The organism is Nocardia sp. NPDC057668, assembly GCF_042799795.1.
Classification (GTDB): Bacteria; Actinomycetota; Actinomycetes; order Mycobacteriales; family Mycobacteriaceae; genus Nocardia.
The window spans coordinates 436,461-460,129 of sequence record NZ_JBHVIC010000009.1; the positions used below are offsets into that span (position 1 = coordinate 436,461).

The following is a 23,669-nucleotide window of genomic DNA, read 5'->3' on the forward strand; positions in this document are numbered from 1 at the left end:
GATGAGGGAACAGAAAGAGGTTCACCCGCAGTGAGATTCACCAAGGTCGCCCTACTCGCCGCTGCCCTGAGCACCGCCTCCGTGATTACTACCGGAGTGAGTAGTGCTGCACCGCAAGCAGATTCGGCCGATCCGACGGCAATCAACTACACCCAGACCACGACCGAGACCAACACCGTCATCACCACCGACGCGGGTTCCCTGGTCGTCGAGGACGGCGTCTTCAAGGTCAAGGCCGCCAACGGCGCAACCGTGGCGGGCACCGAACTCGCGTTCCGCGTCGACGATTTCGTCTTCCCGATCGCCGCCGACATCAGTGATCGCACCGCGACCCTGACCCCGCGCTTCGACCTCGCGCACGCGGTCTACCAGCCGGTCGCCCTGCCCTACGAGAATCAGGCGCCCTGGAAGTCCGAGTACGACCGCGAGGTCGCCGCCTGGAGCCGGCTGGGCTCGACCATCAGCCTCGGCGCCAGCATCGCCACCGTCGTCGGCGGCATCGGCGGCGCGGCCGTCGGGTGCGTCCTGGGCGCCGGTGTCGCCTTCGCCGCGACCACCCCGCTGCTGGCCCTGTTCGGCGCCGGGCCGCTGGGCGGCTGCATCGTCGGCGCGAGCCTGGTCGGCTTCCTCGGCACGCTGGCCGGCCAGATTCTCATCACCGCACCGGTCGCCATTCTGGCCGCGGTGCAGTACTTCACCACCATCAACCAGCCGTTCACTCCCCCGGCGACCAAGTAACTCAGACATAAAGGTCAGGCCCGGCTTTTCCGCCGGGCCCGGCTCATCGCGGACACTCCCGCTGCCCTCTTTCCCGGCAGCCTCGTCCGTGCGAGAGTGATGCGACAACGCGGTAGCTGCTCGGGCAAGGAAGTCACGCCATGATGTACCTGGTATGGGTCTTTCTGCCCTGTGCCGCTTTGATTTCCTGCGTCGCGGGCCATATCTGGCGCTATCGGCGCGATCGTTTTCTGGCCTACCTGTACGGGCCGCGGATCGACCGGGCGCAATGGCTGGGCAGCTTGGCCTTTCGCACCGGCGTGCCGCTGCTGGCCGCGGTGCGCGTCATCGAAATGGCCGTCTCCGGGCCGCATTCACGGGTCGAGGGCACCGCCTACGTGCTGCTGATGATCCTGCAGTTCATCGCCGTCCCGCTGGCCATCGTCGGCGCCGGGCTCATTCTGGTGCCGCCGCTCATCGCCGCCGAATCCCGGCCCCGGGTCACGCCGGTCGACCGGATCACGCTGCCGGTGCTGGTCGGCACGATGGTCACCGCGGTGCTGATCACGTTCGACCCGAACTCCACCGATGACCGGTATCGCACCGCCGAAACGCTTTTCACCTGGATTCGCTCGCTGGTCACCCTGCAGCCGAATCCCGAGGTCATGCAGCACGCGCCCGCGCTGTATCAGATCCGCGGGCTGATAGTCATGGTGCTCATCGCGATCTGGCCGTACACCCGGCTGGCGGGCATCTTCACCGTGCCGCTGCTGCGGCTGGCGCGCGGGGGCGTGCGCGCCGCGCGGCGGCTGCAGGTCCCGCCGCGCCGCGAGTTGCGGCCCGATCGCGATCTCACCGCGCGGCAGTAATCGCCCCGGGTGTGGCGACGGGGACTAGCGCTCGGTGTTGAGCGCGACCGCCGCACCGATCAACGCCTTGAACGCCGTCTCGTCGAGGGCGTCGTCCTCGCGAATATCGATGGCGCGGCGGGTATTGCCGTCCAGGCTGGAATTGAACAGGCCCGCCGGATCGGGCAGCAACGCGCCCTTGGCGAAGGTGACCTTCACATAGTCCTTGTAGGTCTCACCCGTACAGATCATCCCGTCGTGCGACCAGACCGGAACGCCCCGCCATTTCCACTCCTCCACGATCTCCGGATCGGCGCGCCGCACGAGGGCGCGAATCCGAGCCAGGGTCTCGCCGCGCCAATCCCCCAATTCCTCGATTCGCGCGTCGATCAGTCGTGACGGCGAATTCGAATCATCGGTAACCACCCCCGAATTCTCACCGACCGCTCGGTCTTCATCGGCTATTGCCAGCGCACACTGCGTGTCGCGACGACAGCGGCGGGCAGGCCGGCCACCGGGGAGCGACGCCGGGCGGGTGGACCGGCAGGCCGGTCCACCCGGGGCGAATCAGACGCGAACGCCGATGGTGGACAGGGCCGCCCCGAGCACGCGCAGGTGCTCCTCGGGCGATTCGACCAGCGGGAGCCGCACGGTCGGGTGCTCGATGATGCCGAGTTCGGCCAGCGCGGCCTTGGCCATGATCGCGCCCTGCGAGGTGCGCATGATCGCGTCGATCATGGGGATGAGCGAAACATGCAGCGCGCGAGCGGAATCCAGATCCCCGCGGCGCACGGCCGCGATGAGCTCGGCATTGCGGTCGGCGACGGCGTTGCCCACCACGCTCAGCACCCCGGCGGCGCCGGCGGCCAGGTACGGCAGATTGAGTTCGTCGATGCCGCAGTAGTAGGCCAGCGAGGTGCGGTTCATCACCGTCATCGCTTCGTACAGATCGCCTTTGGCGTCCTTCACCGCGCGAATCCGCGGGTGCTCGGAGAGCTCGACGATGGTGGCCGCGGTCATCTCCATGGCGGTGCGCGCGGGCACGTCGTAGAGCATGACGGGCAGTTCGGTGGCGTCGGCGACGGCCAGGCAGTGCTTGACCACACCGGCCTGCGGCGGCCGGGAGTAGTAGGGGCACACCAGCAGCAGCGCGTCCGCGCCCGCCGCTTCGGCCTCGCGGGCGCGACGCACGCTCGAGGCGGTGTCGTAGGTGCCGACGCCCGCTATCACACGGGCGCGGCCCTGCGCGCGGTCGCGGACCGCGCGCACGAGCTCGGCCGATTCGGGGTCGGTGAGGGTGGGTGATTCTCCGGTGGTGCCACCGACGACGAGGCCGTCGCATCCGGTGGCCAGGAGGTGATCGACGAGGTTGTCGAGGCCGGGTCGGCTGATCGCGCCGCCGGGCTGCATGGGGGTCACCATCGCGACGAGATTGGTGCCGAACAGCAGCTCAGCGGGGTGCTGGGGGGCGGTCATGGTTCTATGGTGCGCGGCACGATAGATCAGGTCCAGCGATGCTTTCTTGCGAGTATTGCGAAACAGAACTTAATGATCGTTACCCCGGGGGTGGGTCCGCGCCGAACGGGCGGTCATCTCTTCCCCTTCCAATCTATAGCGCACCCCCGGGCTTGCGGCAAGGCCCGGGGGCGGGGGCATACTCGCTGACCTGAGCCTGGAACCAGCGAAAACGGGAGTTGCACGATGCGCGGGCCGAGACCGATGGGCGGTCCGGTCCGCGCCGACGGGACGGTGGTGGCCGCGATGCCACCGCCCGGACAGCAAGGGATGGATGCCAGTGCAGGGATATGACGAGGAACTGCGGTCCGAACGCGAGTACGTGACCGACTTGTACGCGCGCCTCGACGCCGAGCGCGCGCGGGTGAAGGGGCAGTACGCCGCCGTCCTGCGGGGCGAGGCCGGATCGCCCATGGAACGGGAATTCGAGGTGCGCGCGCTGGCCAAACAGGCCAAGCGGCTGGACGTGGCCGACAACGGGCTGTGCTTCGGGCGGCTGGATGCGATCACCGGGGAGCGCTCGTACATCGGCCGCGTCAGCATTCTGGACGAGGCCGACGAGTTCGAGCCGCTGCTACTGGATTGGCGCGCGCCCGCGGCGCGCGCGTTCTACACCGCGACCGCCGCGACGCCCGAGAACATGCGCCGGCGTAGGCAATTCCACACGCGCGGGCGCATCGTGACGGACTTCACCGACGAGGTGCTGGGGCGTCCGGGCGAGGCCGAACGGGGTGACGCCGCGTTGCTGGCGGCGGTGAACGCCCCGCGCGGTGCGGGCATGGGCGACATCGTGGCGACCATCCAGTCCGAACAGGACGAGATCATTCGACTGGACCACCCGGGCGTCCTGGTGATCGAGGGCGGTCCGGGCACGGGCAAGACCGTGGTGGCGCTGCACCGCGTCGCGTACCTGCTGTACACCAAGCGCGAGCAGATGGAACGGCACGGCGTGCTGGTGGTCGGTCCCAATCCGGCGTTCCTGCAGCACATCAGCCGCGTGCTGCCGTCGCTGGGCGAGACCAACGTCGTGTTCACCACCACCGCGGATCTGCTCCCGGGCCTGCGCGCCACGGCCGAGGACGCTCCGGAAGCGGCGCGGCACAAGGGTTCCCCGCGCATGCTCGAGGTGCTCGCGGCGGCCATCGCGGACCGGCAGCGGGTTCCGCTGGATCCGATGCCCATCGACCTGTCCGACGTCACCGTGCGCATCGACGCCGAGATCGCCGGGTGGGCACGGCAGGAGGCGCGCGAGAGCGGACGCCCGCACAACGAGGCGCGGGCGGTCTTCCTCGAGATCCTCACCTGGGCACTGACCGAGCGGGCCATCGCGCGCATCGGCAAGGGCTGGCTGACCCGATCCGATCGAGAAGCCTGGGAGCAGATGCGCACCGATCTGCTCGCCGAACTCGCCGAACACAAGCGGTTCCTCGCCGCGGTGGACGAGCTCTGGCCGGTGCTGACGCCGGAAACACTGCTGTCCCAGCTGTATTCGTCGCCGGACCGCCTGGCGGCCGCGGACGCGGATCCCGCGTTGGCACGGCCCGCGGACGCGCCCTGGACGGTGTCGGACGTCCCCCTGCTCGACGAGCTGGTCGACCTGCTCGGCCCGGACAAGCCCAAGGACGACAGCGCCGAACGCGAACGCCGGGCCGAGGCCGAATACGCGGCCGCCGTGCTGGAGAACATGGTCAGCCGCGAAGACATGATGGACGACGAGGACCATCTGTTCGCCACGGACATGCTCTACGGCGAGGATCTGGCGGATCGCTTCCTCGAACGCGATACCCGAGAGCTGGCCGAACGTGCGGCCGCGGACCGGGAATGGACGTACCGGCACATCGTGGTCGATGAGGCGCAGGAACTCTCGGCGATGGATTGGCGAGTTCTCATGCGCCGCTGCCCCGGTCGTTCCTTCACCATCGTCGGCGATCTCGCCCAGCGCCGTTCGGCGGCGGGTGCGAGAGCGTGGGGTGAGATGCTGGAGCCGTACGTGCCCGGCCGCTGGGTCTACCGCTCGCTCACCGTCAACTACCGCACCCCGGCGGAGATCATGGCGGTCGCGGCGGCGGTGCTGGCCGAGTTCGCCCCCGAGGTGCGGGCCCCGGAATCGGTGCGCTCGTGCGGCGTAGAGCCCTGGTCCCGGCGGCTCGATGATGCCGAGATCCCGGGCGCCATAGCCGAATTCGTGGCCGACGAGGCCGGCAGGCCGGGCACCAGCATCGTGATCGGGCCGCCCGGGGTGCCGGGGACCGTCCCGGCCTCGGAGACCAAGGGCCTCGAATACGACGCGGTGCTCGTGGTGAACCCGGAGCGGATCCTGGCCGACGGCCCGCGCGGCGCGGCCGAGCTCTACGTCGCGCTGACCCGCGCCACTCAGCGCCTCGGCGTGCTGCACACCGCGCCGCTGCCGCGCGTCCTGGCCGGGCTCACCCCGGTCGCTTCGCACCCGGCGCCGGCACCCGCCCCGGCGGAATCGGTGCGGTAACCCGGCGGAATCGACGCGGCTGCCCGCCGCTACCGGGCGGCCCGGGTCCGAGCGGATGGGCCGGCTGGTCCTCGGCACCGCCGGGGAACACCGCCGTTACGGGCCGAGAGCGAGTGTGACGGAGCTCGGGATTCGGCTCGAGCTGCGGGCAATACCTGACGCGGCGGGGCGGGACGGCGACGATGTCGAGCATGACGCAGACCGTTTCCGCCCCCGATCAGGTCGTGGCTCAGCGCTACCGCGACCCCGCGCCGTCCACCCCGGCGGCGTGGAACCCCGTCCTGCAGGTCCTGCACGAGCATCGATCCGTGCGCCGGTACCTGCCCGATCCGGTATCCGATGATGTTCTCGCACTGCTGATTTCGGCGGCGCAGTCCGCACCGACCTCCTCGAACCTGCAGGTGTGGAGCGTGGTCGCGGTCCGCGATCCCGAGCGCAAGGCGCGGCTGGCCGCGCTGGCCGGGGATCAGGAACACATCCGCCAGGCCCCGGTCCTGCTGGTGTGGACCGCGGACGTGGCTCGCCTGCGCGGGTTGGCCGCCGACCGCGATGCCGAACTGACCGGCGCGGACTACCTCGAGACCAGCTACGTCGCCTTCCTGGACGCGGCGCTGGCCGCCCAGAACGCGCTGGTGGCGGCGGAGTCGCTGGGGCTGGGCACGGTGTACATCGGCGCGATCCGCAACAATCCGGAACAGGTCGCCGTCGAATTGGGCCTGCCCCCGGGCGTTTTCGCGGTCGTGGGCCTGGTCGTCGGCGTGCCCGATCCGGCCGAGGACGCCCGCGTCAAGCCGCGCCTGCCCCGGGGCGCGGTATTGCACGCCGAAACCTACGACGCCGCAGGTCAACTCGGCCACATCGCCGAGTACGAGACCCGCATCGCGGAGTTCTACGCCGAGCAGAACCTCGCGCACTCCTGGACCGAGCGGGTCCTGGGCCGCCTGCGGTCCGCCGCCGCCCTCAACGGCCGCCATCGGCTGCGCGAACAGCTGGAGGCGCAGGGCTTCCCGCTGCGCTGAACACCGCGGCACCGAAAACCGCCGCGGCACAACACCGCCGCGGGCACCCGGCGTAACGAGGAAACCGGGTGCCCGCGGCGCCGGTGGTCGCGCCGCTCCGGATCAGTTCGCGGGCCGATCCAGCTGGGCGATCACCAGGTAGTTGTTGTCCGTCGGTTCACCGTCCACGACATCGCAATTGGCCAGGATCAGCCGGCCCGGCACGTGGTCGCGCAACTCGTTCTGACTCAACAGCGAGCCCTTGGGCAGCGGGGTCGTGCGCTCGACGGTGTACCGCAGCACCCCGTTCGGGGTGCGCAGCAGCACCGCGTCACCCGGCTGGACCACACGCAACGCCCGGAAGGGCGCGACCCGCCTACTGTAGTTGTGGCCCGCGACCAGCACCGTCTCCTTGGTGTCGGTGCCGGGCAGACCGCTCTCCCCCCACCACACGGGCAGTTCGTTGACCGGATTCAGCCGCTGCCCCACCCGCATGAGCTTCTCCGGGTTCAGCGGACTGCTCAGGTAGGTCTCCCCGGCCGGGGAGCGCAGTTCGATGGCGGTCGGCTCGGCGGGCGCGACGGCCGGGTCCGAGGCGACGGCGTCGATATGCGACGGCACCGCTGACCGGTCCGGCGGCGGCAGCGCCTCCGGTTCACTCGAGCAGCCGGCGATGAGCGCGATCGCGGCCGCGCCCACCAGCCAGTGCCGTGCCCTAGGCAACGACGTCATCGGTCGCGCCGCGCCGGCGCCGTATCACCAGCGCGCCCGCGCCGGCCGCCGCGATCACACCGAGCGCCCCCGCGCCCAGCAGTGCGAACGGCACACCCGAGTCATCCGCGGGACCGTCACCCAGCGCCAGCTCCACCGGCGGCAGGCCACCGGCGAGCGTCTCCACGCCGTCCGGGCCGGTCCTGTAGTAGTCGACGACCGTGAAAGTACCCGCGTCATCGAAGATTCCGACCAGCTTGACGCCGGTGTCGGTGACGACCGCGGTCGTCGAGTCGATCTTGGTGATGCCGACGGCCTCGAACAGCTGGCCACCCAGGTTCAGCCCGACGACCAGGGCCAGACCGGCGGCGAGCGCCGCCGCGGCCGCCGCCGTCAACGCCGCCTGAGCACCCAATGCGGCGGCGAGGCCCGCATTGGCGGTGTCCAGTTGCAGCTGCAGGCCGGTCACGACGCCCGCGGCGGCGTCGGCGGCGAGCTTGGCCTGCAGGGCCGCGTCCAGCAGCGCCTGCATCCGGGCGTCCGCGGCGACCACGGTGGACAGGTCGACGCCCGCCTGGACCCCGGCCGCCAGCCGGGCCGCGAGCGCGGCGTCCAGGGCCGTCTGCGCGCCGGCCTTGGCATCGTTCAACTTCGCGGTGAGCGTGGAGGTGAGGGTCTGCGCGGCGGTGACGTCGGCGGCCAGTTTGGTCGTCAACGCGAGGTTCGCCGCCGCGGCGGCCTGTGCCGCGCCCTTCTCCAAGGCCAGCTTCTGCGCCAGCGCGGCGTCGAGGGAAACCTGTGTGGCACTGGCCAACTGGGCAGCGGCATCCGCGGCCAGCTGCGCCTTGGCGGCGGCATCGGCGAGGGCCTGGGCGTCCAGCCGGGCCTGGGTGGCGAGCTGGAGCTGCACCGAGGCCTCCGCGCCGGTGGCGGCCGCTGCCTTCGCCTCCAGCGCCGTGGCCTTGTCGGCGGCGGCGCGGGCGGCCGCGGCGGCATCGGCGGCGGCGGTCTTGGCGGCCGCGGCGGCCGCGTGCGCCGCGGTGGCGTCGGCCTGGAGTTTGGTCACCGTCTGCGCGGCGACGACGAGGTTCTGATCGGCCTGGGCGGAGGCCGCACTGGCCTGTGCCGCATCGACTTTCGCCTGCGACGCGGCGACGGTGGCCTGCGCGGCCGCGTCATTGGAGGACTGCGCGGCGGCCGCGACGGCGGCGTCGTGATCGCGCTGGGCGCTCACCACGGCATCGGCGGTCGCCTTGGTGGTGACCTCGGCCTGGGTCCGGGCGTTGATATCGGCCTGGGACAGCGAGGCGGTCACGTCGGCCTGCACACCCGCGGCGGCATTGCCCGCGGCCTGCGCCGCGCCGTCCAGACGCACTTCGGGCGCCTGCACCTGCGGGACCTGCACCTGCGGCGCCTGCACCTGGGGGACCTGAACCTGCGGGACCTGAACCGGGGGCACCTGCGCGTCGACGACGGGGAGTTGTACGTTCGGCGCCGCTACCGTCGGCGCCGAAACCTCGGGGACCTGCGCCTGCACCGTCACCTCGGGCGCCTTGACCGGCGGCACCACGACCTCGGGGGCCTTGGTGGGTACCGCGGGCACGGCGACGGAGGGCACCGTGATCGGCGGCACCGGTACGTTCAGATTCACGTCCGGCGCGGCCGAGGTCGTCGGCGCCGGGTCGGCCGAAGCCGTGACCGCGATGGGACCGCTCACCGCGAGGGCCAGGGCCAGCACGGCCCCGGCGGCGGTTAGTCGAGATCGCCGAGAGTTGGCGATTGAACACTCCGACATCAGATATCGACCCTTCTCGTTCATAAGCTTCCGCCACCGCGGGAAGCAATGCCGCCCGATGCCGACGCAAAGAATCGACAGTGGACAACGGTTCCAACGGCGCCGTGCGGGCGACTCGTCAAGTGCCTGAATGGGTGTCGTCGTTCCGCAAAGAATTGTTACGGACGGTGTCGGAGATTTCCCGCAATGCGGGATAGTCGCGGTCGGATCACCCGGGTTCCGCGCCCATAATATTGCTCTGATCTGCGCATATGATATTGAAAATGCCGACTTTCAAACGTTTCAGATGGTCAGTTGACCATGATTTCCGCGGCGTTCAGCGAACCCCTAATCCCCCTATTGCCCCTAACCTCCGCTCGCGAACATCCCCTAATCGCCGAACTCGATAGGCGTCTCGATAACACCCATCCCACGGACTCGTTGGACCGCGACGCGACGACCGGCCCGGCATCACACAATTGTCCTGCGAGCAAAGAGAACCGGAGTGGCCCATCGGTTGCGGAGCGCGGTTGCGCGGGCCCGCGCACCCCATCCGGCCGAGCTGTACACCCCACCGGGCGGGACCGTGCGCGAACCCGGAATCGACCGTCTCGCCGCACTTCCCGGCCGCTTCGCGGGTTGTCGGTGGGGTCACATACCTTGGGCGCATCGTGATCGACCGGGAGGGAGAACGATGGCCTCGAATACGAGTGCCACGCCGGAGGAACCGGCTTGGGAAAATGCTTCTGTAGTGCGGGTTCTGCCCGCTGTCGCACCGCGCAAACTGAACAAGGTGCCGTTCGTGGAACTGGCCGAGGGCAGGCTCCAGGGCGTGGTGTCCAGCGGCTCGGACATCGCCCGGGTGTACGTGGCCTCGGTGACCGCGGGGACGCACGGGCTCAGCTGCAGCACCAACAACAACCGACCCTGCGGCGGGCTGAATCAGGGGTGGGCCTGCAAGCACCTGGATGCGCTCATCAGCGAGGCGGAACTCCAGTACGGGCAGGATCGGGTGGCCCGATTCCTGCGCGTCGAGGTACCCGAGGGCGCGCGGCTTGCCAACTGCATCAAGGGAACTCGTGATCCGGCGCCGGCCGCCGCGGTGTTCAGCCGCTTTCTGCGGCATCTGACCTACCTGGAACTGCCGGGTAGCGCGGCGCCGATTCCGGAGCTGCACTGGTTCCCGGCGGGGGTGGGTCGCTGATGCAGGCCGTACAACTGTCCACCCTCGCGGACGCGCCGGCCGGGGTCGCCGCGGCGCTGGACACGGTGCGCGGTTTCGACGCCGCGCTGGTCAATGGACTCGCCCGGGTGTCCGAACCCCAGCACGCGGCGCTCACCGCGCTGGCGGGCGCCGTCGCGGGATCGCCTCTGGCCGAGCCTGTTTCGAGCGCTGTCGCCAAGGTGAGCGCCGGCGCGATCGGTACCGACGAACTGTCGGCGCTGGCCGCCGCCCGGGCCGCACTGCTGGGCGCGGTGCACGACGCACTGGTCGAGCAGGCCGATGCGGCGCTGGGCCGCAGTCGATTCGAGTGGACCGCCGAAGCCGTTGCGGGAACGCCCAATCCGCTGGCCGCGGGTTCGCGCGCCTGGCTGGGCGAACTCGCCATCGCGGGCTGGCGGGGCGTGGACCACGATCTGGTGTCGGCCGCGGATCGCACCGTGGAGGCGTTGCTGGGCGAGCCGGCGCTGCGCCGCCTGGCCGTACTGCTGGACGGCTTCACCGCGGAACTGAGCGCCTGCGCCCCCGTCGCGACCATGGACCGGGTGCCCGCGCGGCGCTGGGCCGATCTGTGGGCGCGCGCCCTGCTGCTGTCCTGGCGCGGTGCGGAATCCGCTGCCACCGAATCCGTTTCGGGGCGTCTACTGCCGCTGGGGGTCGACGTGCACGAGCACGGGACCGCGGTGCAGGTTCAGGTGCACGGCGTCCTGGAAACCACGGACGCACCGGCCCGCCTGGTGCGGGTCTCGGTGGCCGCCGCCAAGGTGGACACCATCGTGGGGCCGGCCGTGTGGCAGCTGCTCGGCGCGCATCGGCAGTTGCTCACCGCGCTGGCCGAGCACCGCGCGCTGGAACTGACCGACATGCCGGTGACCGTCACCGGCGACCTGCTGTGGGACGACGATCGAGCCAAGGCGAGCGCCGAGGCCGACCCGTTCGTCACCGCCACCGTGCAATTGCCGCAGGCGCGGGCAGCGGCGGTGGCGCCGCTGGATCGCGATCCGGTGCACATCGCCGTGCCGGTGTTCTTCGAGGGCTACCGGATCCGCGAGGGCGCACTGGAATCGGGCGACCAGCGCATCGCGCTGGACCTGGACGCGCTGCCCGCCGCGGGACCGCTCACCGCGGCCGGGGTCAACGGCTCCAGCCTGCTGATCGGTCTGCTGCGCTGGGACGCGAACGGCTGGTCGGTGCGCCCGCTGGCCGTGCAGCGCAAGGTCAAGACCGTGCTCACCGCCCTGCACAACGGCGACTGGGCGCTCGGGCCGACCGATCCGAAAGTCGCCAAGGCACAGGCGAAGTCGGGCGACGCCGTGGCGGTATTGCGCGAGCGCGCGGGACGGTTGCTGCGCAAATGACCACTGAGCCCAACCATGAGGCGCGCCGCCAGGTGCTGTACTGGCGGCTGCTGGCCGGTGTCTTCGCCGGCGACAACCAGCCGACGCTGGAGCAGGCGAGCGCGGGAATCGTCGACGATCTGGGACTGCCGCTGGCGGTGCTGGATCCGGGGATCTCGATCGACAATGTGGTGCAGCGGTATCCGGACATGCGGTCCGAGTTCGACGGGCTGGACTTCACCGAGAGCGCGGAGGCCGCGGAAGCCGGGGACACGGAGGCGAAGGCCGGGGACACGGAAGTCCAGACCGATGCCGATGCCGATGCCACGGTCGTAGCCGCCGACGCCGGCGCGGACGAGAATCCCGCGGTGCTCGACGGCATCGGCGCGGCCGATGTCCGCACCGCCGCATTGGTTTCCAAGCTGCTGCTCAATGTGTTCGCGACCGGTTCCGGACAGGTCAGCGCCACGCAGCTGTCCGGCTGGCAGTCCGACGCCAATTGGCTGCGACGCTGCCTCGGCGAGGAGGCGGGCAGCGTGCACGGGGTGCTGACCGGACTCGAAGGAGAACTGGTCTCCCGCATGCGATTGCGGGAAGTGCTGGCCGATCCGCACCTGGCCGCCCAGCTCACCCCGAGCATGTCGCTCATCGAACAGCTGTTGCGGGACAAGCACAATCTGTCCGGGGTGGCGCTGGCCAATGCCAAACGCCTCATTCGCCGCTACATCGACGAGGTGGCCGAGGTGCTGCGCACCCAGGTGCAGCAGACCAGCGTCGGCACCGTCGACCGCTCGGTTCCGCCCAAGCGCATTCTGCGCAATCTCGATGTGGACCGCACCATTTGGAAGAACCTGCCGAACTGGAATCCGAACGACGAGCGGCTGTACGTGGACCGGCTCTACTACCGGCAGACCGCCAAGCGCACCGTGCCCGCGCGGATGATCGTGGTGGTGGACCAATCCGGTTCCATGGTCGATTCCATGGTGAACTGCACCATCCTGGCCTCGATCTTCGCGGGGCTGCCGAAGGTGGACGTGCACCTGATCGCCTACGACACCCGCGCGCTGGATCTGACGCCGTGGGTGCACGATCCGTTCGAGGTGCTGCTGCGCACCAATCTCGGCGGCGGCAACGACGGGCCGATCGCCATGGCCATGGCGCAGCCCAAGATCACCGACCCGAAGAACACCGTGCTGGTGTGGATTTCGGACTTCTACGAGTTCGATCGCTCGCAACCGCTGTTCGAATCCATGGAGGCCGTGCACCGGTCGGGGGTCAAGCTCATCCCCGTCGGCTCGGTGAACAGCTCCGGCCACCAGAGCGTCAATCCGTGGTTCCGTGAGCGCTTCAAGGCGCTCGGCACCCCGGTGCTTTCCGGGCGCATCCAGAAGCTCGTGCACGAGCTCAAGAACTTTCTCGACTAGGAGACACTCCCATGAACGACGTTTTGCGCGCCCCCGCCGAGGTCAAGTACGCCGAGGAACTGGACTGGCTGGAGTCGATCGACGACGGCCCCAAGCCCTTCGCGTGGCGGTTGAGCCCGAAGATGGTGCGACTGTTCATACTCGGCTCCGAGCGTGCCGACGGGCTCGATCGCGAGGTCGACCAGAAGTGGTTCGGCGACCGCAGTTTCGTCGAGCGCAGCATCGTCACCCTGGCCTCGGATCGCGGCCTGCTGCTGATCGGCGATCCGGGCACCGGCAAGAGCTGGCTGGCCGAGCTGCTCTCGGCGGCCATCAGCCGCAACTCGACGCTGGTGGTGCAGGGCACCGCGGGCACCACCGAGGATCACATCAAGTACTCGTGGAACATCTCCATGGTCATCGCCAAGGGGCAGTCGCGGGAGTCGATGATTCCGTCGCCGATCATGACCGCCATGGAGCAGGGCGTGATCGGGCGCTTCGAGGAGCTCACCCGCTCCACCAGCGACGTGCAGGACGCGCTGATCTCCATCCTGTCCGAGAAGTACGTCTCGATTCCCGAACTCGACGACGACAACGTGGTTTTCGCCCAGCCCGGTTTCTCGATCATCGCCACGGCCAACAGCCGCGACCGGGGCGTGAACGATCTGTCCTCGGCGCTCAAGCGGCGTTTCAACTTCGTGCGAATCCCGGTGGTGTCCAACAAGAAGAGCGAGGCGGAGATCGTGCGCTTCCGCACCGCGGAGTTGCTGCGCAGGCACTCCATCGAACTGGAGCTGCCGCCCACGCTGCTGGACATCCTGCTGGAGAGCTTCGCCGATCTGCGGGCCGCCGCGGCCGCGGCCACCAGTGACGACGACAAACTCGAGTCGGCGCTGTCCACCGCCGAGCAGATCGGCGTGCTCGAGGACGCCATCCTGCACAGTCAGTTCTTCGGTGCGCGAGAGCTGAACGCCCAGGATCTCGCGGGTTCGCTGGTGGGCTCGCTGGCCCGGCGCGCCCCCGAGGACCTGGCGATTCTGAACAAGTACCTGCACGGGGTGGTCGAGCCGCGCACCAAGGACAAGAAGGGTAAGGCGCCCTGGGGCGAATTCCTCGAGGGCGGCCGGGCCGCGATCGCGAGGCTCTCGTGACCGTCTCCGAGGCTCGGCGCGCGCCGAACACCTTCGCCGCGCTGCGGGATCAGCTGGCGGACGCGGCGGTCGCGTTTGCCGGCGCGCCGGGCGCGGCGGGGGACATCCTCGCGGGCATCGTCGACGATGTGGACCGGGCGCTGTCCGAGCGGCTGGAGATCTTCCCGGTCTGCCACCACTCCCCCGCGTCCGGCCTCGCCATGGTGCGGCGGTTGCGCGAAAAGCAGCCCGCGGTCATCTATCTGGAGCTGTGCGAGGATATGCGGCCGCTGCTGGACGAACTCCGCAACTGCCGCCTGCCGGTGGCGCTGCAGGCGTTCGCCACCGACACGTCGGGATTCCCGGCGGAGTGGGCGCCGCTGTCGGTGGTCGCGCCGATCACCGAGGCGTCCGCCGAGTACCAGGCCATCGCGTATGCGCTCGAGACGCCGAATGTCGAACTGGTGCTGGTGGATCGGTCCACCGATCACGTCTTCCAGTGGGCGCCGAAGGAATCCGAGGAGCCCGGGCTGCCCGCCGAGAGCGAGCAGCCCGATGAGGACGGCCTGCACGGCGCGGCCGTGGGCATCGAGATCGGCGATCTGCGACCGCGTTTCGTCGAACTGGAAGAGCATCTGCTGCACCACGGCAAGGTCCGGCACTGGTCCGAGTGGTGGGACCAGTACGTGGAACAGCCGCTCGCGGACGCGGACTACGACACGTACCGCCAGGTCATGGTGATGATCGGCAGTCTGTTCCGGCGGCTGCGACGCGGCAGCACGGTGGAGGACGAGGACCGCGAACGGTACATGTGGACCCGGATGCGGGAACACCTGTCCGCCACCGCGATCGACCCGGCGCGGGCGCTGTACATCTGCGGCGCGGCGCACGCGGCGAGTCCGGTGGCGCAGTTCGGCGTGGACTCGGACGCGCCGTTCGAGATCTCCCCGCGCTCGGCCACCGCCTGGCACTACGGGCTGATCCCCTCGAGCCATTCGGCGATCGAGGCGCAGTTCGGGCTGGCGGGCGGCGCGGTGTCGATCGCGGCGGCGACGTGGTCGAAGGGGTTGCGGCGCGGGAAGTTGCAACCGTTCCAACTGGCGGGGCAGCCGGGTGCGAAGCCGCGGGCGGCCAAGCTGCCCGTCCTCGCGGGAGAGAGCGACGCCGAAGTGCGGGATCAGCTTTCGGGCTTCCTGTCACGGCCGCCGGTGCTGGATCCGCTCGATGAGGCCGAGCTGCTGGAGTGGTCGGTGGACATCGTCCGGCTGGCCCGGCGCAACGGCTACCTGGCCAGCACCGCCGACGCCATCGCGATCTTCGAGACCTCGATTCTGCTGGCGGGCCTGCGTAATCGAGCGCGACCGACCCCGTACGACTTCCAGGACGCGGCGGTCACCTGCATCGAGAAGGATCGGGTACCGGGCAGGCGCGATGTGCGCAGGCTGTGCGAGATCCTGCTGGGCGGTGACCGTATCGGCCAGGTCGGCTACGCGGCGCTGCCGCCGCTGGCCCGCGACGTGCTGGACCGGTTGGCCCCGCTGGGCCTGGACCTGTCCAAGCGCACGCTCCAGCGCGCCCTGCTGGATGTGAAGGCGACGCCCGAACTGCGGCCGTGCTCGGACCTGCTGTGGCTGTTGCGCCGGCTGCTGCCGCAGGATGCGTTGCGGCCCATCATGGGTTCGCGCGGGCTCGGCGAGACCTCCATTCAGGAGAGCTGGGACATCGGGCTGGGCAAGTATCAGCGTTCGCTCGTGGAGCTCGGGTACGAGGGCGTGTCGGTGGAGCAGGTGCTCGAGCAGCGACTGCGCCGTGCGGTCACCGCACCGGACGCGACCGCTGCCGTGGCGCTGGGAGCGGTCGAGGACGCGCTGGTCTATCTGGGTTCGGTGCGGCTGGCGGCCGAGCTCGGCAATCGCGCGGTCGAGTTGCTGGCCGCCGAGCGCACGGTGGACGACGCGCCGGTCGTGCTCCGTCGTATTCGGCTGCTGCTCAACTATTTCCGATCGACCGAGGACGGGCTGCCGCCCTGGTGCGAACGCTTCGTCACCGCGGGCTACTCGCACTACTGCACCCTGTTGCCGACCGCGTTCACCGCGGAGGAGACCGGCCCACCACAGGTCGCGGCCATGCTCGGCTTCCTGTTCGGGATGGAGAACCTGGCCCTGTCCCTGGGCTGCGATCACACGCAGCTGGAATTGGCCGTCCTGCAATCACATCCGGAAGCGCCCGCCAAGATCGCACTGCTGTGGGCGGCCCGCTTCCAACTGGGCATGCTGACCATGGCGGACCTGCGTGAGCGCAGCGACGCGATGCTGGCCAACCCCCTGGTCCTGCCGACGGTTCCGCAGTACATCAGCGGTTTCGTCCAGGCGATCGACCCGGCGCCCGCCCTGAAACCCTTTGTGGTGGAACTGCTGTCGAAGGCGTTCGGGTCCCTCCCCGACCGGGTCCTGCTCCCCTGGCTCCCGAAACTGATCACAACCCTGAAGGAGCAGACAGCCGACCTGATCCCCGGCCTGGTCCGCGAGGCCGCCCGCACCTTCCCGGGCGCCCTCCCGGCGGTGGACGCCTTCGTACCGCCGTGGTCGGCGGAGTTCACGACGGCGGCGACACCGACGCCGACCGCCCCGTCCCAGGGCCCCGGCTCGGAACTGCTGTCCCGGCATCGGGCCGGCTGCGACGCACTCGCGTCGCTGCTCGGAATCGAAGGAACCTGGCAGGATTTCGGGCCGCCCGGCGATCACGAACTGACCGCGCTACTGGACCGGTTCCCGGCCGCCGCGACCGCGCTGGCCGAACAGCTCGGCGCTGCCGCTCGCTGACGAGGCTCGAACCAGCCCGTGCCCGGCGTCTTGCCGGGCACGGGCTCTCGGCCGTCCTGCCGCGCTGAGGTTTCGAGGGTGCCAATTCTGGGGCAGCGCGGTCCGGGCCCGCGTGCACCGCACCCGCCACCCAGCTTGCGAACACGGCAGGACGCGGTGCGCGTTCCGGGCATGAGCCAGAGTGGATCGCACATTGGAACCTTCGATCGCCCGCCCTAGCGTGGGTGGCACACCAGCAGCTACGACTTCGGAGGTCATCCGGTGCCTGTTTCCATCGGCGTTTTCCTGCCCACCTCGGGACCGCACCACATCGGTGGCGCCGAGATTCGCGCCGCCGCCCGCGCCGCCGAGGACGCCGGACTCGAATCCCTATGGGCCACCGACCATCTGATCGCGAGCCAGCCGATGCTGGACAGCACCGTCGCCCTCACCACGGCCGCCGCGGTCACCGACCGGATCAACATCGGCTTCGGCGCGATGCTGGTGGCACTGCGGCCCGTCGCCTGGGCGGCGAAACAGGTCGCTACCCTGCAACAGCTTTCGGGCAATCGAGTGCTGTTGGGCATCGGCACCGGCAATCCGGCCCACGGCGATATCGGCTGGCGCGCGGCGGGAGTGCCCTTCGCCGAACGCGGCCTCCGCACCGACCGTGCTCTCACCCACCTGCCGGCCCTCATCTCGGGCGATCCCGCACCCCTTGCCGACGATCTGCACCCCGTCCTGTCCCCGCCGTCCCCGGTTCCCCCGATTCTCATCGCGGGAAACAGCTCCCGCGCCCGGGCTCGGGCCGCCGCCCACGGCGACGCCTGGATGCCCATCGATCCGGCCCCGGCCGACCTGCCCGCCCTGCTCACCGACCTGAAAACTCGAGCGGCCCAGCACAACCGCCCCACCCCCACGATCACCATCGTGGCCCCCACCCTTCCCGCCGACCCGCGCGCGGCCGCCGACCACCTGGCCGCCTACGAGTCCGCAGGCGTGACCCGCGTGATCCTGTCCCCCACCGCCGAAGACGGGCGGACCGACTACGCGTACGCCGCCGCCCTGCGCGCCGCACAGTAGGAATGCCGTCCGATCCGAGCCTGGCGAGCTCAACACGGCGCGGGAACCCGCATGTTCGAGGCGCGCAGCCGGGTAGGCGACGCGGCTGTCCGCCCAGGATCCGGGAGATTGCGACGCGGTCCGGCTCACCCCGACCTCCGCGGTCGAACCAGCCGACCAGGGTACCGGCGCAGCGCCGTTCGAGCCCGGCCCACAGGCACACGATCCCGGTGCGTAGCCGCGTCGGCGGTGACGAAATCCGATCCGGTGCACCTGCCCCATCCGCCGCGGTGACGGGGCCGGGGCCGCTCCCCGTCAGGCCCGGTCGCGGCGCGGTCTACGGTGGACGCGACCGAGGCGGCGGCGAGGGGATGGGTTGCGTATGAGATTCGGGTTCATCTCGCATGTGGTGAGCGATGGCGATTCCGCGGCGGCGCTGCGGGAGGTGGTCGAACTCGCCGTGGTGGCCGAGGAATGCGGATTCGATTCGTTCTGGGTGGCGCAGCATCACTTCGGCGCGCAACGAGCGCACTGTCCCGCGCCGCTGGTGGTACTCGCGGCCATCGCGCAACGAACAGAGCGGATTCGGCTGGGAACGGCGGTGGTGGTCGGGTCGCTGGAGCACCCGATACGGCTGGCCGAGGACGCGACCACGGTGGACGCCCTCAGCGGCGGGCGGTTGGAGCTGGGGCTGGGAGCGGGAGCCGATATCGGCAGCGCCGAGCGATTCGGGCGGGAACACGAAGCGCGGCACGAGCAGTTCGCCGAGAACCTGCGTGAGTTGTGCGCACTGATCGAGCCGGACAGCGACCTGGTGCCGGCGGGGAACGGACTACGCGATCGGCTGTGGCTCGGGACCGCATCCGAATCCGGATTCGAGCTGGCGGCACAGCTGGATCTCGGGGTGTTGACCGGACGCACGTCATCGCCGCAGGGACCGCGGGATGAGATCGCCGCCGAGCGGGTGGCGAAGTACCGGGCCGCGCAGGCCGCCGCGGGCCGGGAGCCGAGGGTGGGACTGTCCAGATCGGTGCTGTGCGCCGAGAGTGCGGCGGTGGCGTTCGAGCACATGCGGCCCGGCATCGAACGATGGGTGTCCACTTCCATTGCGGCCGGACGGTTTCCGGTGGGATTCAGCGCACTGGACTACGTGGATACCGGGCACGGATACCTGGGGACGGGAACGGCGGTGGCGGCGTCGATTCGGCGAGATCCGGGACTGCCGGGGGCCACGGAGTTGCTGTGCAACGTGCAGCCGGCCGGCCCCTCCCCCGCCGCGGTACGGACGAGCCTGCGGATGTTCGCCGACGAGGTCATCGCACCCTGGGGTGATCCGAGCCGAATCTGACCACCGAGTCCGCGTGATCGGCAATACTCCGCGCGGCACCGGATCGGGCCGACAGCTCCCCGCGAATCCGGCTACGCGACCGCGGTCGCGGGCGGTTCGATCTTGCGGGAGTCGATCCTGGCGATCACGCGATGGCCGAGATTGTGGCAGGGCTTCTCGATGAATCGGTAGGTGACCGCGGAGATCAGGAGAGCGGAACCGACCCAGGTCAGCAGGGTCAGCCACTGGGCGGGGACGCCGAGGACGGACGTGGACCAGCGGGGAATCGCGTCCAGGAGCAGGGCGTGAACCAGGTAGAGGGAGTAGCTGATTCGGCCCAGGTAGAGCAGGGGACGCGGGAAGGAGTAGCGGCGTAGCAGCAGGAAACCGGCAAACAGCAGGTACGCGGGCAGAATCGTGAGGGGCTGCTTGATCCAGGTGACCCAGACCCCGGTGATCGGATCCAGGACGGGCGCGACGAACGTGCTCACGCCGAAGATCAGGCACATGGCGAACGCGAAAACCAGCCAGGCGCACGGAGCGGCGATCTCGCCGGAGGTCATCCGGTAGAGCACCGTGCCCAGGAACATGGTGGCCAGGTAGCCGAAGGTCAGGACCGAAGCGCCGGGTTGATTCAGGAACAGCGGCACCGCGATCGCCGAGATCAGGATCGCGGCCAGGGCAGCGCGGCGATTCTCTGCGACGCAGGCGAAGACCGTCGCCGCCAGAATGGTCGCGACCGCGACGATCGACCGCGTGACGGAATTCGCGTCACCGCCATTGAGCAGCGCGGGCGGCAGGATCGCCCCGGGAACGATCAGCACCAGCGCGCCCACCGCCAGCGGCACCGAACGACGATTGAGCCGGGCGATCAGCAGCAGCGACAGAATCAGATAGAACACCAGCTCGTAGGACAGCGACCACGAAGCGCCGATGATCTGGATGTCCCAGCCGCCGATGAAGAATTGCATCATCGTCAGATTGGCCAGGAAGTTCAGCACCGGCTGATCCCAGAAGGGCTCGGGCAGCTCATAGCGGCCGAACGAATGCAGCAGCATCGCCGCGACCAGGCAGGCCCAGAACAGCGGGAACAGCCGGAAGAACCGACCGGCCCAGAACGCGCCCAGCGACCGCCCGCGCTCGAGCGAGGCCGGAATGATGAATCCACTGACGATGAAGAAGACGAAGACGCCGAACTCACCGAGACCGAAGTACGCCTGCGAGAAGCGGAAATACTCGGGCCACAGCCGCTCCGAACAGTGCTGCACCACCACCGCCAGGGCCGCCAGGCCGCGCAGCGCGTCGAGAAACTCGAATCGGCCACCGCGACCGCGCGGTGCCTGTTCCACCGGGACGGCCGGGGGCGCCGCAGGACTGTCGACGGTCATGAGGGAAAGCCGCCCGAATTCACAGACAAATTCGACGAGCTGAAGAGAAGGCGGCGCACAGCTGAGATTAGTAGCACGGTGAACGCTGTTGCACCAATCCGGAGCGCGGATCCGCGACCCCGGTGCGCCCGGCGCACGACTGGATGAACCTGTTCCAATCCGCGCCGGGTAATGTCTGGCAATTATGGGGTACGACGTTAGTTTTCATGCGATTGACATGCGGATGGTCGAGAGTCGAGTACTTCCGTACATCGCGGGGTACGGGGATGAACGAGATCTCGATGATCTGATCAGATTCGGGGTGGAGCAGGCCAAGGTCAGATTCCGCGCGAACGGGTGGGGACTGGGCGCGATGCAGGCGCTCGGGCACGATGACAATTTCGATCCGCACCTGTACGTGTGGGGTCGCCCCTATTTCATTACCGCGCAGTCGGCGGAGGATGTCGCCGAGACGGTGCTGCAGTACAACCGGTGCACGCCGGATCAGGTGGATGGACTCGCGACGCATCAGCTGTCACTGCTGGATCGGCGACTGCCCGGTCGGGTACAGCCGGACATGGAGGGCACACTGCCCGGAGACCGGGATCTCGCCGAAGAGATCTCCGGCCATGTCGTGTTGCTGCGCAACGTGGTTCGAGCACTGCGCGCGGGTCAGCCCTTCGTGAAGCCGGACGGCGAGCGTGCGGACCCGGCCGAACTCCTCACCGGGAACCTGCAATTCGTGCTCGTCGACTTCCTCTCCTACATCCTGCCGGCTGGATTCAGCGCGGAAAAGCCTGGCCGACCCTGCTCGAGCGCACCGCCGAATTGGACGGCCACTCGGGCCTGGTCGACAACTCGGCACTGCTCGGCATGCTGCAGTCGGAATTCCCGCAGCTGGAATGGCAAGCCAACTACACGATTCCGGCCAACTACGAGATCGGCGGCTACGTCAGCCCCGCCGCGGTGAAGCTGACCCGGCATTGGCTGGCGCGCAATACCGATGAACTGCTCGCGGTGGGCGACGATGACGATGACTACCTGCGCAACGCGATGCGCAAGACCGATGAGGCGCTGGCTTTGGCCGCGCGAATTGGTGGTGGTTTCGTGGAGGCGGCGGAGATCTATATCCCTATGCAGGGGAAGATGAACTGAGCCGCCGAGCCGGGATCACAGGTAGCGATAGACCGTCGTATCGCCGTCGCCGGTGACGGCGAGAAGGTGGTATTCGAGCCCCACGGTCCCGGCTCGCACCGCCGCCGCCAGCTCGGGCCTCACTTCGACAGCCGCGGCGAAAGCCGGTTCAGCAGTGAGCATTCCGAGCAGGTACTCGCGCGTGCCCTGATAGGCGCTGTCGTCGCCGAACTCCCGCAGTGTCAGGTAGTCGGTCACATCCGTGCCGGCGGGCACATCCAGGAGAACATCGATGGCCAGCAGGCTCGTCGGCCCGGTCTGCGCGATCACATCCAGCGTGCGCTCGCGCGCGGCGGGCCAGCGGCCGCTCTCACCACTCACGAGCACTTGCGCATTCCGGGTCTCGGCATGTGTTCGCGCGAAGACTATCCGGACCTCTTGCCCGGCAGCGTCGGCAGCCAGAATCACCTCGAGCATCTCCCGGTGGACGCCGAGCAGGCTGCGCAACTGATCCACGGGCAATTGCGACATCGTCTCAGCGGTGATCGGATCGTAGTTGAACAGCGTGTTCTCGATCTCGGCGTCCGACTCCACATCGACTGCCACGGAGACGATTTCGTGCGGCCACTCCGCCGCACTCACGAATCGAAATGCTTCCACCGCGGCTTCCGCGACATCCTCGAACTCCGAGTACTCGGCGGGCCACTCGACAATCCTGAACCAGCTGTCCATCCCCTGCTCCGGCTGCGGCTCCTGCCACTCGCCGAAATCCCACATGTCGACGGTCCCCCGCCGCAGCCTCGGCTCCCGCTGCTCACTGTCATCGGTCAACGCGGTCTCGCACATCAGAAACTGATCGAACCTGGTGAACAGCACGAATCGTTCGGTCTCCTCGCCAACGAGATTCCCGAACATCAACCGGCCATTCGCGGGCAAGGTGAACAGGGTGTAGGCGAGGGCTTCCTCGAACCACTCCCACAACTCATTGCGCACCTCCGCGGTCTCCGCCATCGGGCTATCCCCGTAGGACGCGAACAGGTCCTCCATCGACATGGTCTCGACAACCGTCCGCCCGTCTTCGAAAGACGTACGAGTGACGGTGAATTGCGATGGATCGAAGTCGCTGATGTCGAAGGCTTCCTGTGCTCGGGCCTCGCGCAGGTCGTGCTTCCAGTACTTGCTCATGAACCCTCCCCGGTTCGAACCCTTCACTGACCGAGGGGTTCTCGGCACCGGTTGTAACAGGCGCCGGGAACAGCCAGCAAATCAGAAGGGTGGACGTTTTCGGCGCGGGTGCGGCGGACCGACTCTGGCCGAGGTCACGGCAGGCGTTCGGTGAGATACCGAAGGCGCGCTTCTTCGTTGCTTCCGGTCGGGCGGGCTCTCGAGGTATCGGTGCGTTGAGTGGCCGGCTGGGTTTATGTACGCCTGGATAACGAGAACCAGCGGGTGGGGTTGGGAGGGGCGAGCTGCGGTTCCAGCGCCCTCGGGGAGAGCAGCCTGGATAACGAGAACCAGCGTTGTCACGTTCGGGATTGAGGCTGCGGTTCCAGCCCTCCCGGGGCAAAGCAGCCTGGACAACGGAATACCAGCGGGGACCGGTTCGGAGCCTCGACGGCGGTACCAGCCCTACCGGGCCGATAAACGGGATCCACTACCGGCGGGGGTACGAGCAACCGACGAATGGATTACCGCTCACCACAATCACCCTCTGAGGCGGTACCAGCATTCAGCGATGGCGGATCTTTGTCTGTAGGTCTCGAGAAGGTTCCCACGGCCATCCAGCCAGGCTGGAAGGATGAACAGGCTCCCAACCGGGGAGCCGAGGTCGGGTACGG

Annotated in this window: 19 protein-coding genes; 12 read left to right on the forward strand and 7 right to left on the reverse strand. The window is 69.0% G+C overall.

The window, feature by feature from the left end:
• Nucleotides 1–30 precede the first annotated feature (30 nt).
• Together ACFVBH_RS39925 and ACFVBH_RS39930 are read left to right on the forward strand one after the other, a co-directional pair.
• A complete protein-coding gene (locus ACFVBH_RS39925; RefSeq protein WP_354987956.1) occupies nucleotides 31–738 on the forward strand; it encodes a hypothetical protein in 708 nt (235 codons plus the stop codon).
• A 140-nt stretch (nucleotides 739–878) separates the two neighbouring features.
• Nucleotides 879–1,586: a respiratory nitrate reductase subunit gamma gene (locus ACFVBH_RS39930; protein WP_379012021.1), complete on the forward strand. Its 708-nt coding sequence runs from the start codon at nucleotides 879–881 to the stop codon at nucleotides 1,584–1,586.
• A gap of 24 nt (nucleotides 1,587–1,610) precedes the next feature.
• Here ACFVBH_RS39930 and ACFVBH_RS39935 read toward each other — a convergent pair whose 3' ends face one another.
• Nucleotides 1,611–1,991: a DUF1801 domain-containing protein gene (locus ACFVBH_RS39935; RefSeq protein ID WP_354987958.1), complete on the reverse strand. Its 381-nt coding sequence runs from the start codon at nucleotides 1,989–1,991 to the stop codon at nucleotides 1,611–1,613.
• Between the two features lie 141 nt (nucleotides 1,992–2,132).
• Entirely contained in the window at nucleotides 2,133–3,041 is a 909-nt protein-coding gene (dapA, locus tag ACFVBH_RS39940) for a 4-hydroxy-tetrahydrodipicolinate synthase (protein WP_354987959.1), read from the reverse strand.
• Between the two features lie 313 nt (nucleotides 3,042–3,354).
• Between dapA and helR the strand changes: the two genes are divergently transcribed.
• Together helR and ACFVBH_RS39950 are read left to right on the forward strand one after the other, a co-directional pair.
• A complete protein-coding gene (gene helR / locus ACFVBH_RS39945; protein ID WP_379012034.1) occupies nucleotides 3,355–5,565 on the forward strand; it encodes an RNA polymerase recycling motor ATPase HelR in 2,211 nt (736 codons plus the stop codon).
• 191 nt (nucleotides 5,566–5,756) lie between these two features.
• On the forward strand, nucleotides 5,757–6,584 hold the full coding sequence (locus ACFVBH_RS39950) for an NADPH-dependent oxidoreductase (protein WP_379012040.1): 828 nt from the start codon (nucleotides 5,757–5,759) through the stop codon (nucleotides 6,582–6,584).
• Between the two features lie 102 nt (nucleotides 6,585–6,686).
• On the opposite strand, the gene ACFVBH_RS39955 is transcribed toward ACFVBH_RS39950, so the two are convergent.
• Together ACFVBH_RS39955 and ACFVBH_RS39960 are read right to left on the reverse strand one after the other, a co-directional pair.
• On the reverse strand, nucleotides 6,687–7,295 hold the full coding sequence (locus ACFVBH_RS39955) for a class F sortase (RefSeq protein ID WP_379012046.1): 609 nt from the start codon (nucleotides 7,293–7,295) through the stop codon (nucleotides 6,687–6,689).
• Nucleotides 7,279–9,069 carry a hypothetical protein gene (locus ACFVBH_RS39960; protein WP_354987963.1) on the reverse strand — a complete coding sequence of 597 codons (1,791 nt, stop codon included), beginning with the start codon at nucleotides 9,067–9,069 and terminating at the stop codon, nucleotides 7,279–7,281. Before ACFVBH_RS39960 ends, ACFVBH_RS39955 begins: the two co-directional genes overlap by 17 nt.
• A gap of 730 nt (nucleotides 9,070–9,799) precedes the next feature.
• Here ACFVBH_RS39960 and ACFVBH_RS39965 point away from each other — a divergent pair.
• The 7 genes from ACFVBH_RS39965 to ACFVBH_RS39995 all read left to right on the forward strand — a co-directional run bounded on the left by ACFVBH_RS39965 (nucleotide 9,800) and on the right by ACFVBH_RS39995 (nucleotide 19,351).
• Nucleotides 9,800–10,252, forward strand: a complete 453-nt coding sequence (locus ACFVBH_RS39965; protein WP_354987964.1) for a hypothetical protein — start codon at nucleotides 9,800–9,802, stop codon at nucleotides 10,250–10,252.
• The gene (locus ACFVBH_RS39970; protein ID WP_379012059.1) at nucleotides 10,252–11,628 is read left to right on the forward strand and encodes a hypothetical protein; all 1,377 of its coding nucleotides are present in this window, start codon (nucleotides 10,252–10,254) and stop codon (nucleotides 11,626–11,628) included. The genes ACFVBH_RS39965 and ACFVBH_RS39970 overlap by 1 nt, the downstream gene beginning before the upstream one ends.
• Nucleotides 11,625–13,031: a VWA domain-containing protein gene (locus ACFVBH_RS39975; protein ID WP_379012064.1), complete on the forward strand. Its 1,407-nt coding sequence runs from the start codon at nucleotides 11,625–11,627 to the stop codon at nucleotides 13,029–13,031. The genes ACFVBH_RS39970 and ACFVBH_RS39975 overlap by 4 nt, the downstream gene beginning before the upstream one ends.
• An 11-nt stretch (nucleotides 13,032–13,042) precedes the next feature.
• A complete protein-coding gene (locus ACFVBH_RS39980; RefSeq protein ID WP_354987967.1) occupies nucleotides 13,043–14,161 on the forward strand; it encodes an AAA family ATPase in 1,119 nt (372 codons plus the stop codon).
• On the forward strand, nucleotides 14,158–16,962 hold the full coding sequence (locus tag ACFVBH_RS39985) for a DUF5682 family protein (RefSeq protein ID WP_379012070.1): 2,805 nt from the start codon (nucleotides 14,158–14,160) through the stop codon (nucleotides 16,960–16,962). Before ACFVBH_RS39980 ends, ACFVBH_RS39985 begins: the two co-directional genes overlap by 4 nt.
• A 261-nt stretch (nucleotides 16,963–17,223) precedes the next feature.
• Complete coding sequence (locus ACFVBH_RS39990) at nucleotides 17,224–18,024, forward strand: LLM class flavin-dependent oxidoreductase (protein ID WP_379012073.1); 801 nt, start codon at nucleotides 17,224–17,226, stop codon at nucleotides 18,022–18,024.
• Between the two features lie 361 nt (nucleotides 18,025–18,385).
• The gene (locus tag ACFVBH_RS39995; RefSeq protein WP_379012076.1) at nucleotides 18,386–19,351 is read left to right on the forward strand and encodes an LLM class flavin-dependent oxidoreductase; all 966 of its coding nucleotides are present in this window, start codon (nucleotides 18,386–18,388) and stop codon (nucleotides 19,349–19,351) included.
• Nucleotides 19,352–19,422: 71 nt separating this feature from the next.
• Here the strand turns inward: ACFVBH_RS39995 and ACFVBH_RS40000 are convergent, their stop codons facing one another.
• A complete protein-coding gene (locus ACFVBH_RS40000; RefSeq protein ID WP_379012080.1) occupies nucleotides 19,423–20,718 on the reverse strand; it encodes an acyltransferase family protein in 1,296 nt (431 codons plus the stop codon).
• A gap of 514 nt (nucleotides 20,719–21,232) precedes the next feature.
• Nucleotides 21,233–21,436 carry a hypothetical protein gene (locus ACFVBH_RS40005; RefSeq protein ID WP_379012082.1) on the reverse strand — a complete coding sequence of 68 codons (204 nt, stop codon included), beginning with the start codon at nucleotides 21,434–21,436 and terminating at the stop codon, nucleotides 21,233–21,235.
• A 134-nt stretch (nucleotides 21,437–21,570) separates the two neighbouring features.
• On the opposite strand from ACFVBH_RS40005, the gene ACFVBH_RS40010 reads away from it, so the two are divergent.
• Entirely contained in the window at nucleotides 21,571–21,852 is a 282-nt protein-coding gene (locus ACFVBH_RS40010; RefSeq protein WP_379012085.1) for a hypothetical protein, read from the forward strand.
• Between the two features lie 15 nt (nucleotides 21,853–21,867).
• On the opposite strand, the gene ACFVBH_RS40015 is transcribed toward ACFVBH_RS40010, so the two are convergent.
• Nucleotides 21,868–23,016, reverse strand: coding sequence for a hypothetical protein (locus ACFVBH_RS40015; protein ID WP_379012089.1), 1,149 nt, complete (start codon nucleotides 23,014–23,016; stop codon nucleotides 21,868–21,870).
• Nucleotides 23,017–23,669: the final 653 nt, after the last annotated feature.